This window comes from Streptomyces sp. NPDC002643, from assembly GCF_053592555.1.
Window position 1 is genome coordinate 35710 of record NZ_JBSFVY010000038.1, and the last position, 15199, is coordinate 50908.

The window sequence follows — 15199 nt, forward strand, 5'->3', positions numbered from 1 at the left end:
CACCGGCCCCGATCCCGACCGGAGACTCCTTGTCCCTGCAGGCACCCGAGTTCTTCGCCGAACTGTGCCTCCCCTTCCACGACCACACCGTCGTGGGCAACACCTACTACGCTGCCCCGGTTCCGGGCACGCCCCTGCGGCTGCGGATCGACTTCAGCCGCACCATCCACGCCGACACCTACGGCGGGCTGCGCCTGGCGGTCGTCCACCCGGACCGCGGCGAGATCGACGTTGTGACCCTCGGCTTCGTGGACCACGGCACCTTCCACCGCCGCGACGAAGCCCACAACACCAGCCCCAACACCAGCGGGTACGGCACGTTCAGCAAGTACCACCGTCCCGGCAGGCCACCGTGGGACGGCGCCGTCACCACCGGGCTGCGCGATGCCATCGAGCAGTACAGCGCCGTCTGGTTCCCCGGTGCCTGGACCGCATCCGCGCCCAGCCGCACCGCGGGCCAGCCCCCGCGCCCCTCTTCCGCCGTGCCCGTCACCCGTGCCAGCGCCCGCGCCCGCTGAGCCGCGCCCCCACCCACCGGCCACGGTGCTCGGCGTTCCGTACTTTCCCGCAGGAGCCCTGCCCGTGATGGCCCACCCCTTGGAGAACCTCGACCCGGCCCAGACCGTGCAGGTGCTTCCCCGCCACCTCGCCGGACCCGGCGCCCTTGACCCCCGCACGGCATGGGCCTTCCCCTTCGACGAGGGCTGGCTGTTCGCCCAGACCGACGAAGGCACGGCCGCCGCCTTCAGCCCCTGCCTGCGACTGCAGACCACCTACGACCCCCAGCCCGACAAGCCCGGCAAGGGCACGTGGACCATCACCGCACACCAGGCCCCGTTCACCCCGCCGGCCTGGTGGATCACCTTTGACGCCGCCACCCCCGTCGAACTGCTCCACGACGTCCACACCGAACTGCTCGACCTCTACCTCGAAGACCGGCACAGCGACCAAGACCCCTTGTTCCAGGACGAGGTGGCGCCGCACGAGGCATACGCACCGCTGCTCGCCAGCGGCTGGAGCCACGACGTCAAGATCGACGGCACACAGACTTTCCTCACCCCGGAAGGGCTCGGCGGCGTACGCCACCAGTACGCCAACGGCGCCGGCAGACCGGCCTGGCGGGCCTGGGGCGGATTCCCCAGCGAGCCCCACTGGACGGCACGCTTCTCCTTCGGGACACCCACCACGCTTGTCGCAGCCCTCACCGCCTCGATGATCTCCACCGAGCCGCTGCACCGCACCGTCCAGGACATCCCCGTCCACACCCGCAGCGCGCTCTACGTCACCACCACCACGACAGCCAGGCGCCCGGTAACACGCTTGCGGCCCCGCCGCCTCCCGCCCCTGCCGCCGGCCGGACCCGATGACCCTCCCCGCCCCCTGATCAAGGAGCCCCTCTTCTCGTGCATCCTCGTTTCGTCCGCCGCGCCGTCCGAACCGCTGCCGTCGCCGCCGCGGTGACCGGCACCCTCAGCTGGGCGCCAGCCGCGACGGCGCAGCCGTCCGATCCGGCCTCCTCGGCCTCCGCCGCTCCTGCAGAAACACCGGCCCCAGACGCGGGCGGCGTCGAGATCACAGTGAAGGACACGGCCGGGGATGTGCTCCCCGACGCCGCGTTCCTGCTGCTCGACTCCGCCGGCCAGGAAGCCGGACGAGGCAAGACCGACACACAGGGGAAGTTGACCTTCCCCGACCTCGCGCCGGGCATCTACCGGCTCAAGCAGACGGCTTCCGGCAGCCCGCTGCACGACCTCGTGGACGACCAGGACGTTGTCGTCACTCCCGGTGCCGACACCCCGCTGACGATCATCGACCCGTTCAAGTCCGCCTCACTTCTACTGAAGGCCAAGGACGACAAAACCGGCAAGCTGCTGGCCGGATCCACGGTCAACATCGGCAGCGGCGACACGACCATCCTGACGCTGACGACCGGCTCCGACGGAACGGCCAGCGGCACACTGCCCATCACCTCCCGCACCGGCAGCACCTTCTGGGTCAAGCAGGTGAAGGCGCCCACCGGCTACGCGGTCTACACGTCCGCGAAGAAGTTCAAGGCCAAGCCGGGCGACCCGGTGACCGTGACCATCACCAATGCCACGAAGACCAGCGGCACGACCCCCGCCCCCACGTCCTCCGAGAAGCCGACCAACACGGCGACCGCGCCGGGCGACACGGCGAGCGGCGACACGGCGGCCATCGCGGCGGATTCCCCGACGACGGGCACCGACTCTTCGCCGACGGCCGACGCGTCCGGCGGCGCCACCTCGAAGGCCGCGGTCGGCTCCCTCGCTCACACCGGAGCCGATGCCACCCCGTGGCTGCTCGGCGGCGCCGGTGCTCTCCTCGCCGTAGGCAGTGGAACTGTCGTTGCGGCGCGGCGCCGCCGTACCGAAGATGAGAGCGGTAGCGCCCAGGACTGATCAAGCCCGGCGGATCTTCTCACCAGCCCCCGAATTCCCCATACGGATTTCGGGGGTTTTCGTCTGCCCCGCCGACGGACGGACAAGGTGCTCAGCTCGCTCGTCCAGGTGCCAGGTGCCAGGTGCGACGCTCAATCACCGCTGTGATTGAGCACGCGAAAGGGCGGATGGACATCAGAGGCAGCAGACATCGTGTTCAGCTGGCGCATTCATCGCTGCGACTGGTTCAGCATCTGCGCCAGCTTCTTCAGTGCGTGCCACTCGTTGTCTTGGTCGGAAGCAGTTCCCTCGGCCCACCAGCATGGTGCCGCGCGGTCTCCCTGGGCCCGGGGAGCTGAACCGGGAATATCTCTAAGCTCCAGCAGGCCACGCGGTGCGTCGTCACAACCAGGTGTGGCCTTCGTCCCGGAAGACCGGCCACGGCCGTTCGGAGGTGTCCGGGGACAGCAACAGGTGCTGGATCCCTGCTGCCCAGCAGTCCTGGTCCATCAGTTCGATCAAGTAGCGGTCCATCTCCGAGCGCTTCAGCTGCAGCGTCCGGGAAATCTGGGCGGTGAGTCCGTTGGGGGCTCGCCATTCGGTCTGGCGGTGGATCTCCATGAGGACATCACCGACCATCAGTTCGCCGGTTCCCGGTGGGCGCACCCATTGCGCCGAGATCCCCCGGGCGGTCAGGTCTGCGGCTAGGGACGGGCCGGAGGTCTCCACCGTGAGGGTCATGACGTCGCCGATCAGACGCGCTGCGGCAACGGGGTGGATGGGGTAGACGCCCCATGGAACACGCAGCGGGTCGCGCGAGACGGTGTCCAGACTCGTGGCGTGCATGTTCAGGTCGGGCTGGTCCCCGATGCGTGCGCGGCGCCGGGCAGCGTTCCATTGGCGGGCCACCCGTTGCCTGAACTCCTCCCGCGTCCACTCCTGGCTGGTCACGCCGTGCAGGTCGACGGCGATCAGGGCACGGCTGCCGGGCACGTTGGCAGCGAAGACCCCGTCCGTGGCGGCACGTTGGGTCGCGGTCTGCAGCAGCTCCATGTGCGTCTGCAGCGGGGTGTCGATGTTGTGGAGCCACTCGTCGGGGTTGTCCCCAGGCAACGCGGATCCGGTGCGGACGGCCTCGTACGCGGCCTCGATCCGCTGCTCCTGGGTGCGACTGCGGTACCTGTCGTTGGTCTTGATCTCGTAGGTGTGCGGTCCGTCGTCCTGCCATACGGTGATGTCGCCGATCCGGAGGCAGTTGGTCAGGTCGTGCATGAGTGCGAACTGGCCGTCGTACCAGTGCCTCTTCACGGTCTCCAGTTCTGTCTCCAGGCCGGCTTTGCCCGCCATGATTCCGGGCGGTGCGTTTCGGCACAGGGCCAGGACGTATCTGCGGTTGTGGTTGAAGGCCCGCCAGGCCAGCGCGTCGCCGATCGAGCGGAACTGCCGCGCCACGCGCTCGCACAGCTCGCGCTCAAGGATCCACGTCTCGATGTCGCACCGGTCCAGCCCCGACTGCGGTTCGGGTACACCGGCTTGGGGCGCCTTGCCGGCGCGCATGCGCTTGACCGCCTGGCTGAAGGCGTTGCGGCGTTCCTCCACTGCGAGGATCTGCCGAAGCAGGTCGTGTTGTAGTTCGTAGCCGTCCTGCGGGCTGCGGCAGGACCGTACGCGCTCGATCAACGGCACCAGGTCCACCTGTGCGGCCTGGTGCCGGGGATGCGAGATCACTTCTTCGGGCTCAAAGCCTAGATCGAACAGCTTCACCCGCACAGTGTCGTCCGATCAAATCCCATAACGAGACAGCTTTTCCCACGCTCGCTACAGCGAACTGCCGTGAGAGAGCGTGGCCCCACTGGTTCCTCTGAGGCGAAGCCAGGCATTGGCGCCGAGGTCTTTGCGCATGGCATCCCGAAGGGCCTGGTACGCCCGGTCGTATCGATGCCGCCCAGCAACGTACTCGTCGCTGTCCCTGCTCAAACCGGCAGCAACCACGTCACGCAGGTCACGTAGCCGTCGGAACGAATCGTCAGACTCCACGACCACGTAGAGCGGCGCGCAGATCGACAGCTCGTATCGCAGGCTTGTGCAGGCTTCGAATGGTTCCCACACCGCACGCCTGCGCTCCTCCGGTTCGAGCTCGGGCTCGCGAACGGCCATGCGGCAAGCGTGTCGAGCCGAGGCGAGAGCAGAGAGGTAGGAGACGTAGAGCGAACGTCGGCTTTCGGTGTACTGATCGCCTAGTTCTCGTCTCTATCGGCGATGATCCAGGATTCCGGCCGATGCTGTTGCAATTCCTCCCCCGACGATAGTGCTTGCTAATGAGACCCATTCCATCGACACCCCCGGGAGCTGATTTGTTGGCGCTCCAGCGTGCCCCTGCTGCCATGCGACGTCGAGGTGTCCGAGCTGATGCTGCCCTGGCCTGTGCGTTTCACCGATGCGTAGGCGAGTGCAAAGAACGCTGAGGCTGTGCAGCAGCGATAGCGGAGATCGCGCGGAAGGCCCGCTGACGGCAGTTGTCCGCCGTCATTGAACCCAGCCTCACGGTGATCCTTGCCATCCAATCCAGTCGCCCCAGGTCAGCGCGCCGGCCACAGAGCGGACACCATTCTGCTGTCTCGACGACCAAGTTAGTCGCCGCAGGTCAAGGACTTCCGGTGGACTGGGTTCGATGTCAGCGGACGGCAGTTCGCCTGTGGCAGACGGGAAAGATCCGGCAAGGACTGGTGAACGTCGCGACACCATGTCAACCTAAACGACCCTCCTTAAAACCCCAGGTCAGAGAGGTGATGCTGTGGCATTGGATGCGGCGAAACCAGGATTTTCCACGACGGTCGCGGCCTTGCGGCTCCATTCCTGGAAGCTCGGTGCCGGCCAGCCGATGCAGGTGATCGACCAGTTCGCGGAGGCCGACTTCACCCACATTGTGGACGACCGGGCCGATGTCCATATCGGCTCGCGCGACGGCCGGTTCTACCTCGGCTACTTCCCCAACGGCCGGCCCGGCGGCGTGGACGGGGATTGGGTAACGGATGAGGGCTGGGTGATCGCCGTTACCGGCACCGCGAGCGTCCCGGGCTACCGGATGTCCTTCGGGACGCAGACCCCGGCGGAGATCATTGCCGCTGTCGTGGCCCAGATCCTGGCCACCTCCCGCCCTCTGTGACTGACGCGTCCCTTCCCCTTTTGTACGCCCCGCGTACCCTGCTTCCGCTCTTGCGGCCTCGCCTGCTACTGCTTGGAGAACACCTTGGAATCGCACCAGCGCGAGATGACCGTCGGTGACCTGCTCGACCTGCTGTCCGCGTACGACCGGGACACGCCCGTCCGCCTCGCCGTCAATCCCTTCTTCCCTATGGCCCACCTCCTGGGCGGTGTGGAGTCGGCGGTGGACGAGCAGGGCCGACCGGTGGTCTACATCGCCGAGTCCAAGGAGGCGGTGCAGTTCGGCCCCCTGCCGCCTGCGGTGGCGGTCGCTCTGGTCTGGCAGCCCCCGGCTGAGGGACCCTCGCGTCGTCGGCGCGGCGCGACCGGGCCGCACACCGGACAGTGATCCATCGAACCCACGGAGGCGCCCCTGCACCCGTACAACCCCATCGATCCCTCCGACCCCCGTTCGCCGGAGCCGGTGTACTGGGTCACCCCGCGCCATCTGGCCGGCGATGACGACGCCCTCGCCGAGCGGATCGGCGACACCCTCAGCGGGCTCGGCTGGCGCATGTGGCCGACCTCCCGCAACACCCTGCTCTACGTGAGCCCCGACGGTCTGCGCGGCGCGGAATGGATCCTCGCCGCCTACCCGTTCGAGCTGGGCGGGCTCCCCGTGGCCTGGCAGCTGTCGGCCCGCCCGCACACCGCCTCGGCCATGACCGAGTGGAACGCGTACTTCACCGCGGGCGTCCCACACGAGGCGCTCGCCGAACTCCTGCTCGCGCTCGACGCCCGCGAAGCGCCCGATGCCGGGTTCGAGGACGCGGAGACGGTGCTCACCGCGCTCAGCGCGCGCGGCTGGCTGCGCGACCTGGACTGCCCGCGTACGACCGCCACCGACCCCGGCTTCTCCGCCAGCATCTCGCTGGAGACGCTGCCGCCGCTCATCCAGGACGCCGACCCCAGGGACGACCTTCTGGGATGGCAGGCATGGGCGGAACCCGTGCTGGGAGCGCCGTACCTGTGGTGCGCCAGCTTCAGCGCCAGCGTCCCCCACGACCTGGTCGCGGCCTTCGCCGCCTCGCTTGCCTCCCCGGTCCCCGTTGCCCGGCGCACCCTGCCCGACGGCGCGCAGGAACGGCTCACCGTCGTACGCCGCGACTGACGGCACGGCACACCCTCACCATCTCGACCTTGGCCTTGGAGGTCTGCTTGCCCCTGCCCTTGATCTGGCTGTCCATCTCGCCCACCACCGGGACCGCGCACCACGGCGTGATGCTCGGCACCGAGCCGTTGACGGTGTGCGCCACTCATTCGACGGACCTCGCGCCGATCGGAGAGAACACGGCGCATTCCCTGTGCCAGAGCTGCACGCGCGCCTTCCTGATCCTGACTACGCCGCCGCACCCTGGTGGCGAACCGGATCTCCGGCCCGCTGTCGGGACGGGTAAAGGGGCCACCGCGCACCGGCCGATCCCGGGCCATCTGATGGGCTATTGCGGCAAGCCGCTCGATCCCCGCCCGGCGTCCGCGCGGCGGAAGTGCGCGAACTGCACCGCGCTGGTTGCCGCGCTGACCCGCTTTGATCGCCTTGCGGGCGAGGTGAGCGTGCCCGCCGACGAGGTGTGCCCGCGAGAGGACGACGTGCTGTGGGCGCCCAGCGGCCGGGGCAACCTCGTCACCGGACACCGCCGCAACGCCGCCACCGGCAGCGCCCTGTGCGGCCTGCTGCTCTCCGCCCCGAACCCCGACGCCACCGTGGAGTGCACTCCCTGCTGTCGCGCCTGGAAGACCGAGCGCGACCGACGGGCGACGGCGCTTGCCCGGATGCGGGCGAGGGCCCGCTGGTGGACCCAGCGCCGGGAACTGAAGACCGTTCAGGGACGTGCCGCGGACCTCAACTCCAGTGACGCGTATACCGTGTCCGGTTGCCTGGACCGGCACCACGTCCTGACCGTGACCCACCCCGCCCGGGGCCGACGGCTCACGATCCTCGCCTACGTGCCCGCTGACGACGAGATCGTGGAGCTGGGCCTCCACCACGACCGGCTGCTCGCCATCGAACGGCCTGGCGTGCCGGAGGCGGGTATGCCCGCGCTGTCATGACCTCGTGCACGGGCCTGCTTCGACCGTGCCACGCCGTCCGCTGAGTTTCCCACTGCTTCGGGCCCGCTCTCTCACCGTTGTCATGGTGAGAGAGCGGGCCCGTTTCCGTTGCGTCGGGGGTGGTGTGCCTTTCCGCACGGCAGGTGCCCGGACAGCGCGGGCGTGTCAGCGGCACGGGGGCGGCAGGCGTGGTGCGAGTTGTTCGATGTAGTGCCGGACGTGGGGCGGCATCGGCTCGGGCAGTGCGTCGAGGGGGAACAGGCGCAGGGCTTGGCCTTCGCCGAGAACGAGTTCGCTCTCGGTGCCGTCCCAGGACACGGCGAACAGGTGGGGCGGCGTCTTGCCCTTCTCGTAGGCGGTGACCCGTACTTCCTCGATTGTCTCCGGGACGATGCCGGTCTCCTCCAGTAACTCCCGCAGGATCGTCTCGAGCGGTGTTTCGTCCGCCTCGGTCCCGCCGCCGGGAAGCGACCAGTGTCCTGGCCAGGCGATGCCGGCCTTCTCGTCCCGCAGTTGCAGGACGATCTCACGGCGCGGTGTGGTGACGAATGCGAAACACCCACGGGTCGTGGGACGCTTTACCACCCCGGTGACCTCCCCTCGTACGGCGATGTGCCGATGACCCACGACAGAAGCCCGGTCCGCATCATGGCGCCGACGGGGCGTTCGTCGTGCGCCGACACGGTAGTGCCGGACGACGAACGCCCCGTCCTGCCCCCGAACAGCAGGGGAGGACGGGGCGTGACGGAGTGCCGTGCGTCAGCGGGCCTGCGCCGCCCGGACGGCGTCGGCGAGGTGGGCGTCGACGAGAGCCGGAGACCCGGAGACGATCACCATGACGTTGCCGGTGCGGATCGCCGTCTGCTTGACGACGCTGCTCTGCCCGCCGGCGGAGTAGGTGAGCAGCTGGCTCCACCGCTCGTCGCCCAGCTGAGGGGCGCTCGTCTTCGTGGTGCCCATGTCGATGACGGTGCTGCCCGACACCACCTGGTAGGTGGGGCAGGAGAGCATCGCGTCGAAGACCGTCCCGATGCTCTGGGACAGCTTCGCCGCGCTGTCGCTGTAGAGCTCCTCGGACAGCTCGGAGCTGCTGCTGCCGGCGTAGGTGAAGGACGCCTTGGCCTTGCGGGGGAAGCTGAGGCTGGTGCCGGTGGCCGTGTCGCCGCCGAGTTCGGCCAGTGCCGGGCAGCCGATCACGGTGACGTCGTCGTGCCGGACCGTGGGCTGCGGCGTGCGGGTGTAGCCCTCGCCCAGGTCGCTCTCGCTCAGCAGCCGCGTCTTCAGCTCGGCCGAGGACAGCGGCGCGGATGCCTCCGCCGTGCCGTCCTGGTGCGCGGGCGTAGAAGACGAGGTGGAGGTTGCGGTGGTGGCGGGCTCGGTGCGGGTGGAGCAGCCGGCCAGGGCAAGGATGGTGAGGGCGCTCAGGCCGAGGGCGGTCGTGGTGGACAGGCGCATGCGGAAACCCCTAGTGGTGCGGGACGGACGGTCTGACCGGGCCGGCTCTCCGGGCGCCGACGAACGCAGGGGCAGGGGGAGGGGTTTCGCGGGTTTCAGTGGCCGAGGTGGCGCAGGCCCTCTTCGAGGGTGGGGTGGAAGCGGTCGACCGGACCGGAGTTGCGGTTGTACCAGGCGGTGTCCAGACGCGGCTCCGCTGTTTCGTGGCCGGCCTGGCAGCGCAGCCACACCGAGTCGTCGCGCATGTTGAAGACGATCCAGTTCCGGTACGCACCGCAGTGGCACTGGTGGACGTCCCCGTCGATGACGAGCGGCCGGTCCCAGCGCATCATGAAGCCCGAGACGTCCTGGCGGACCGGTGCCCGGAAGCCCGGCGGCAGGAAGTCCGGCACCATGGTCTCCGGGCCAGCCGGGCCGGGTGCGTCGGGCAGCGGCCACTCGGTGTGCATCGCCAGCAGCGCCTGGCCGGCACGCTGGGCTTCACGGAAGTCTCGGTCCGTACGGGTGCATCGGAACACGCGGTCTCCATCTCTGTCGTCTCACCTGCACGAGGAGAGTGCCGCAAGTCCCTGACCTGCTGCAACTCTAGAATTGTTGAATTCAGCGGGTCTTGCCGGAACGGTCCTTGCCCTTCGCCGCGCGCGGCGCGGTTTCGCGGGTGGCGGGGTGTGCGGTCGTGGTGTGCGGCGGCATGGAGGCGGCGTCCGCGGGCAGATCGGCCATACGCCGCAGCCGCCACACCAGGACGTCGCTGATCGAGTCGGCGGTGTCCAGCTCCCGCCGCTTGGCGGCTTGGGCCAGGAGCGCGGCCGGGTCGTGACCGGCGCTCTCGACGTCGGCGAGGGTTGCGGCCAGCGCGTACCAGCCCGGCTCGGCCAGGACCTCCTCGGCCAGCTCCGGCACCGCCTGGTGCAGGGAGGCGGCCTGCTTGCGTTGCAGGGGCTGGGACAGGCGACGGCCGCGCTGGTGCAGGACGCCCAGGAACACGGGGGCGGTGGCTTGGTAGGCGGCGCGCAGGTGTTCGGCGGCCTCGTGGGCAGCGGCGGCCTGCTGGGCGTGCTCCTTCATCCCGTGCCAGTGGGCGGCGGCGGTGACCAGGAAGAACACCATGTCGATCAGCATGGCGGTGGTGGCGCCGTCCTCCCCGCGGCCGAGCGCCGGCCCACCGTGGACGAGGTCACGGGCGGCCTGCCGCAGACCGCGGGCGTGGCCTCGCTGGGCCCGGATGTGGGAGCGCGTGGCCCGCTCGAACACGAAAGCGGCATCGCGCAGTTCGCGCCGGGTGTGCGCGGCCGAGGTCTTGGCGAGTGCGTCGAGGATCTCGCCGGCCGCGGCGAGCTGCGCGGCGATCTGTCCGTCGTCGCCCTGGTCGAGGATGAGCATGGCCTGCCAGACCGCTCGTGTCGCCTGGCGGCGCGCGGTCGACGGGCTGATGCGGGCGGAGCCGGAGGAGGGCTCGGTGGCGGCGTCGCGGTCGAGTTCGGAGGTGTTCGCGGCCCACCGTTCGCGGATCTTGGGGAGGGAGAGGTCCGGGGCGAGGGTGGAGCCCGAATAGTAGATCGGCTCCCCATCCTCGTTGCGGTCGTCGGGCAGCGCGACCTTGTAGCCGAGCAGGTCGCCGGAGGGTGCGACGCGCTGGTGGATCAGGAGGCCCGCGGCGGCCAGACGGTCGAAGAACTCCTGCTCGCCGACGACGCCGGCGGCGGCGCGGCGTACCGTCTCGCGCAGTTCCTCGCGGGGGGTTCGTTCTCTGCCCCGGCGGTTCGCCTTGTGGCGTTCGGCGCTGGTGGGGCGCTTGGCGGCGGTGCCGTCGCCGGTGTTCAACCGGCGGAGCCCGTAGTCGACTTCGATCTTCCGGGCTTCCGCCTGGGAGCGGGCGCCATCGTGGCGGATGCGTGCTCGGCGGCCGTCCTGGCGGACGACGGTGGCGATGATGTGGATGTGGTCGTCGGCGTGGCGGACGGCCGCCCAGCGGCAGGCGGCGTCGTCGCCTTCGGGGGCGATGCCGGTGGCGGCGACCATGCGGCGGGCGATGTCCGCCCACTGCTCGTCGGTGAGGACCGGGTCTTCGGGGGCGGCGCGTACGGACAGGTGCCATACGTGCTCGGCGGGCCTGGAGCCTTCGGGCAGGGCCATGACGGGCTGGTCCAGCAGGCGCTGCAGGTCGCGCTTGGTCGCCTTGGGGTCGCGGCGGCCGGGGTCGCGGCCGGGGTCGGGGGCCAGGCGGTCCCACGCGGCGACGAGGTGGGGGTCGACGTGCTCCTCGGCCTTGCCGAGGCCGTACAGGTATTCCAGCAGACCGTAGGTGTCATTGCCCATGTCGTGGACTCTGGGGATCATGCGGCAGGACGCTCGCCGTCCAGGTAGCGCTGGACGAAGGCGTCCACACGCAGGGAGACCCGGTCGACACCAGCGAGGACCGCCTTGGCCTGCGGTGCGGGCTCGTCCGAATTCAGTGCTGCCGCAACCTGGTTGAGGTTGTTTCCGATCCGGTTGAGTGCCGTTCTCAGGGCGAACAACTCGTGCAGCAGCTCGCGTTCGCCGGCGATTTCTGCGGCGGTGAGGTCGAGGTTGCGGGCGGCTTTGAGCGCGGCGCGGGCGAGGTAGTTGGCGACGCTCATGTTGCAGGCGGCTGCGGCGCGGACGAGGAGCTGGTACTCGGCGTCGTTCATGCGGCAGCTCGGCTGGTGCATGCGCTTCTTCTTATCGCGCAGGCGCTCACGCTGCTGAACGCGAGGCTTTGGCGGTACGGCGTGGGCGCAGTCGCTGCTGTGGCAGGAGTGGCTGTCCCCCTCTGCAGGATGCGGTCCGCCCTCGGCCGCATCCTGACGGATCGGCGCCTCCCGGTGCCGATCCGCTCCCGCCACCCCCGGGGCGGGAGACGCAAGAGCATTGCTCCCAACGGGAGCAATGCTCTTGCACCAACTTGCTGTGCGACGTGAGGCCGCATTTTCGGAAGTGAGGTGATTCTCGTGGAGAGGTTCAGACAAGGGATTTCCTCCGGAATAGTGTCTTGATTCTGTCCCCGCGCTCACATGCGTCGCCGGTGACGGCGGGGTGTGAAGCTGAGCGTTCACGCCCAAGGGCGCCTCGGCCATCGAGGGGCGACAGGCAAGGGGAAGGCTGGACGGGCGAACACGTGTGAACCCCTGGTTGATGCCTCGGTAAATGGAAACCCTGTGATGGTTTGGTCTCGGCAGGGCAGGGCCCGGCGCTGCAAGGCGCCAGCGGCTTCCGGTGCAAGCAACATCGGAAGTAGGGACACCGCCGGCCACGGGGTATAGGGGGCGCCCACCCCAGCCGCATCTTCGAAATGCGGAACACGGAAACCCTGTTGGGGTCCCGAAGCGACCGGTGTTCCGGAAGTCCCTTCCGGTACACCGGAAGTGAACGGTAAACCGACCGTAAGGGAGGTCCAACTCCCCAGCAGGAACAGGATGGTCCAAGAAGCGAAGGCCGGTAGGCCGAAAGGCCGGGGGAAAACCATGCGGTGGCTCTCTTCACCCACCGGATGGGCATAACCCGCCGGATACGGGCCCTGGTGGCCTGGCCCGAAAGGGCGCCCACGTGGACCAGGTGAGCCTTTGAAGCACCAACGCAAGGCAACCGGAACCGAAGGACAAGTTAGATACCGGAGGCGGACATGAACACTGTGAGAGTCGCGGCCGCGACTCGTCCGCCCGAGGGGAACGGACCCGAGGACAGCACCTCCGACTGGCACAAAATCCATTGGGCCAGATGCGAGCGTGACGTACGGCGGCTGAGGCAGCGGATCTTCAAGGCATCGCAGGACGGGGACCTGAAGAAGGTCCGCAACTTGCAGAAGCTCATGCTGAGGAGCCACAGCAACACGCTGATGAGCGTGAAGCGGGTGACCCAGCAGAGCCAGGGCCGCAAGACGGCGGGCATCGACGGAGAAACAGCCCTTACCCCGGCGGCGAGGGCTCGGCTGGTGGCCGAGTGCCACCGGTCGGTTGCTCCGTGGAGGGCCCAGCCGGTCAAGCGGGTCTACATCCCCAAGGCCAATGGCAAGCAGCGCCCGCTCGGGATCCCGGTCATCCGGGATCGGGTGCTCCAGGCACGCGTGAAGAACGCGCTGGAGCCGGAGTGGGAGGCGCGGTTCGAGTCGCGATCCTTCGGGTTCCGGCCCGGCCGCAGCTGCCAGGATGCCATCGCCTCCATCCGTCTCACGGCGCGTGGCCCGCGGGCAAGACGCCGCTGGGCGCTGGATGCGGATCTGGAAGGGGCCTTCGACCGCATCAGCCACGACCATCTGACCGCCATGCTCGGACAGTTCCCCGCCAGGGACCTGATCCGTGCGTGGCTGCGGGCGGGCGTGATGGATGGCGGGAGATGGGCGCCCAGCGTGGAGGGCACTCCACAAGGCGGCGTCATCAGCCCCTTGCTGCTGAACATTGCGCTGCACGGGATGGAACAGGCAGCGGGATTCCACGCCGACGGATATCGCACACGCACGAATCACGCGACCGCCGGGGTGCCCGTATTGGTCCGCTATGCCGACGACTTCGTGGTGCTCTGTCACAGCGAAGAGGAGGCACACCGGGTCAAGGAGGATCTGAGTGCTTGGCTTACGCCGCGCGGTCTGCGCTTCAACGAGGCAAAGACGAAAGTCGTGCACCTCGATGAGGGGTTCGACTTCCTGGGTTTCACGATCCAGCGACACGGCGACAGGCTGAACATCAGGCCGAGTAAGGCAGCTTGTAACACGCTGCGGAAACGGCTGCGGACGGACATGCGGGCCCTGCGGGGCGCACCTGCCCGCGCGGTCATCGCGAAGTTCAACCCGATTGCGCGGGGTTGGACGGCGTACTACCGGAGCGTGTCGTCCTACCGGGTGTTCTCCTCGATGGACAGCTATATGTTCAAGCTGCTCTACAAGTGGGTGAAAAGCGGCCATCCGAATCGCTCGGGGCTGTGGATCAAACGCCACTATTTCGGCAGGTTCAACAAGACCAGACGGGACAACTGGGTGTTCGGCGACCAGGCAACTGGCGCCTATATCCAGAAGTTCGGCTGGACGCGCTGTTCCATGCACATCCCCGTCAAGGGCGCGGCATCCCCAGATGACCCAGCCCTGACGGAATACTGGAGCGCGCGCCGCCGCAGCACAGCGCCACCGCCGATGGACAAGACGAGTCTTATCCTCGCGGCCCGGCAGAAGGGCGTATGCCCTATCTGTCAACGGGCGCTGATCGACGGAGCCGAATACGAGCCGGACAATCTGCGGGAATGGATTGAATGGTTCGAGGCAACGAGGAAGATGCTCAACAAGCACCACCTCGTCTACCGAAGCAGCGGCGGTACGGATAGACGGACCAACCTCCGCCTTGTTCATGCCGATTGTCACCGTTCGTATCATGCAAACGACGGAGATCGGAACGTAAGTTACCGTCCAGCGGAGCCCTCGCGGCTTGCTTGAGCCGGATGCGTTGAAAGGCGCACGTCCGGTTCTGAGGGGGCCGGGGCCCAGAGATGGGCTCCGGCTACCCGACCGCTCAGCAAGCGAGTTGGGGACCGGCTCATCCGGTGTGGGAGTGGGGCTCGTAGTCGAGTTCGTCATCGGGTGCGGTTCCTGGTGGCGCGGAGTCGGTGCTGGATTTCGGCGGCGAGGTCCACCATGGCGGCCGGTCCGTCGAGGACACGGACGCACGTTTCGGGGGTGTCCTGGACGAGCCACTGGCCGTTCGGTGCCAGCACTGCCGCGTGCAGGAGCTGTTGGTGAATCAGGACGTCCGCCCAGGCGGCGGCCTCGGCGGCGGTGGGGGTGTACGTCCGTGGGTGTGGGGGTCGGATGGCGTTTTCCTTCCGGAGGGGGCTGTGGCCCGGCATGAAGCCGGGCCACCGCAGCGATTGAGTGCAGTGGAGTCGCCTGACCTGCGTCTAAGCAGGTGTCAGCCGCACTCGGGGCAGCGGGCGAAGTGCTGGCTCATCGCCCTGGCCATATTGCCTTTGAGCGTGATCGCCTGCTTCGCGCTGGTCTTGGCCGATGGGGTGCCGGCTTTGCGCTCCGCATAGGCGGTCAGGAAGCGGATGTCCTTCTCGAAGTCGGACTTGATGTGCGACATGCG

General features: G+C 68.5%; 17 protein-coding genes. 8 read left to right on the top strand and 9 right to left on the bottom strand.

All coding sequences use genetic code 11. The annotated features are described in order from the left end of the window. The first annotated feature begins 29 nt into the window (after positions 1 to 29). The 3 genes from ACWD4G_RS38305 (at position 30) to ACWD4G_RS38315 (ending at position 2420) form a co-directional block, all read left to right on the top strand. On the top strand, positions 30 to 518 hold the full coding sequence (locus tag ACWD4G_RS38305; protein WP_451301985.1) for a hypothetical protein: 489 nt from the start codon (positions 30 to 32) through the stop codon (positions 516 to 518). Between the two features lie 67 nt (positions 519 to 585). Next, entirely contained in the window at positions 586 to 1461 is an 876-nt protein-coding gene (locus tag ACWD4G_RS38310) for a DUF317 domain-containing protein (RefSeq protein ID WP_451301986.1), read from the top strand. Next, the gene (locus ACWD4G_RS38315) at positions 1404 to 2420 is read left to right on the top strand and encodes a SpaA isopeptide-forming pilin-related protein (RefSeq protein ID WP_451301988.1); all 1017 of its coding nucleotides are present in this window, start codon (positions 1404 to 1406) and stop codon (positions 2418 to 2420) included. The genes ACWD4G_RS38310 and ACWD4G_RS38315 overlap by 58 nt, the downstream gene beginning before the upstream one ends. 381 nt (positions 2421 to 2801) lie before the next feature. On the opposite strand, the gene ACWD4G_RS38320 is transcribed toward ACWD4G_RS38315, so the two are convergent. Together ACWD4G_RS38320 and ACWD4G_RS38325 are read right to left on the bottom strand one after the other, a co-directional pair. After that, positions 2802 to 4163, bottom strand: a complete 1362-nt coding sequence (locus tag ACWD4G_RS38320; RefSeq protein WP_451301990.1) for a hypothetical protein — start codon at positions 4161 to 4163, stop codon at positions 2802 to 2804. Between the two features lie 54 nt (positions 4164 to 4217). After that, positions 4218 to 4556, bottom strand: coding sequence for a hypothetical protein (locus ACWD4G_RS38325; RefSeq protein WP_451301992.1), 339 nt, complete (start codon positions 4554 to 4556; stop codon positions 4218 to 4220). 637 nt (positions 4557 to 5193) lie between these two features. Here ACWD4G_RS38325 and ACWD4G_RS38330 point away from each other — a divergent pair. The 4 genes from ACWD4G_RS38330 to ACWD4G_RS38345 all read left to right on the top strand — a co-directional run bounded on the left by ACWD4G_RS38330 (position 5194) and on the right by ACWD4G_RS38345 (position 7655). Next, positions 5194 to 5565, top strand: coding sequence for a DUF317 domain-containing protein (locus tag ACWD4G_RS38330; protein ID WP_451301994.1), 372 nt, complete (start codon positions 5194 to 5196; stop codon positions 5563 to 5565). A gap of 105 nt (positions 5566 to 5670) precedes the next feature. Continuing rightward, positions 5671 to 5952 carry a hypothetical protein gene (locus ACWD4G_RS38335; RefSeq protein ID WP_451302080.1) on the top strand — a complete coding sequence of 94 codons (282 nt, stop codon included), beginning with the start codon at positions 5671 to 5673 and terminating at the stop codon, positions 5950 to 5952. 75 nt (positions 5953 to 6027) lie between these two features. Then, entirely contained in the window at positions 6028 to 6714 is a 687-nt protein-coding gene (locus ACWD4G_RS38340) for a DUF317 domain-containing protein (RefSeq protein ID WP_451301996.1), read from the top strand. Between the two features lie 29 nt (positions 6715 to 6743). Beyond that, complete coding sequence (locus ACWD4G_RS38345; RefSeq protein WP_451301997.1) at positions 6744 to 7655, top strand: hypothetical protein; 912 nt, start codon at positions 6744 to 6746, stop codon at positions 7653 to 7655. 165 nt (positions 7656 to 7820) lie between these two features. Here ACWD4G_RS38345 and ACWD4G_RS38350 read toward each other — a convergent pair whose 3' ends face one another. The 5 genes from ACWD4G_RS38350 to ACWD4G_RS38370 all read right to left on the bottom strand — a co-directional run bounded on the left by ACWD4G_RS38350 (position 7821) and on the right by ACWD4G_RS38370 (position 11803). Further along, the gene (locus ACWD4G_RS38350) at positions 7821 to 8240 is read right to left on the bottom strand and encodes an NUDIX domain-containing protein (RefSeq protein WP_451301999.1); all 420 of its coding nucleotides are present in this window, start codon (positions 8238 to 8240) and stop codon (positions 7821 to 7823) included. 174 nt (positions 8241 to 8414) lie between these two features. Beyond that, positions 8415 to 9110 carry a hypothetical protein gene (locus ACWD4G_RS38355; protein ID WP_451302001.1) on the bottom strand — a complete coding sequence of 232 codons (696 nt, stop codon included), beginning with the start codon at positions 9108 to 9110 and terminating at the stop codon, positions 8415 to 8417. 95 nt (positions 9111 to 9205) lie between these two features. Continuing rightward, entirely contained in the window at positions 9206 to 9628 is a 423-nt protein-coding gene (locus ACWD4G_RS38360; protein ID WP_451302003.1) for a hypothetical protein, read from the bottom strand. Between the two features lie 82 nt (positions 9629 to 9710). Then, on the bottom strand, positions 9711 to 11450 hold the full coding sequence (locus ACWD4G_RS38365; RefSeq protein WP_451302005.1) for a relaxase/mobilization nuclease domain-containing protein: 1740 nt from the start codon (positions 11448 to 11450) through the stop codon (positions 9711 to 9713). Then, positions 11447 to 11803, bottom strand: coding sequence for a plasmid mobilization protein (locus tag ACWD4G_RS38370; protein WP_451302007.1), 357 nt, complete (start codon positions 11801 to 11803; stop codon positions 11447 to 11449). The genes ACWD4G_RS38365 and ACWD4G_RS38370 overlap by 4 nt, the downstream gene beginning before the upstream one ends. Before the next feature lie 950 nt (positions 11804 to 12753). Here ACWD4G_RS38370 and ltrA point away from each other — a divergent pair. Next, a complete protein-coding gene (gene ltrA / locus ACWD4G_RS38375) occupies positions 12754 to 14550 on the top strand; it encodes a group II intron reverse transcriptase/maturase (RefSeq protein ID WP_451302009.1) in 1797 nt (598 codons plus the stop codon). A 137-nt stretch (positions 14551 to 14687) separates the two neighbouring features. Here ltrA and ACWD4G_RS38380 read toward each other — a convergent pair whose 3' ends face one another. Further along, positions 14688 to 14960, bottom strand: a complete 273-nt coding sequence (locus tag ACWD4G_RS38380) for a hypothetical protein (protein WP_451302011.1) — start codon at positions 14958 to 14960, stop codon at positions 14688 to 14690. Between the two features lie 62 nt (positions 14961 to 15022). Continuing rightward, positions 15023 to 15196 (bottom strand): hypothetical protein, encoded by a 174-nt coding sequence (locus ACWD4G_RS38385; RefSeq protein WP_451302013.1) that lies wholly within the window; start codon positions 15194 to 15196, stop codon positions 15023 to 15025. Between the last annotated feature and the right edge of the window lie 3 nt (positions 15197 to 15199).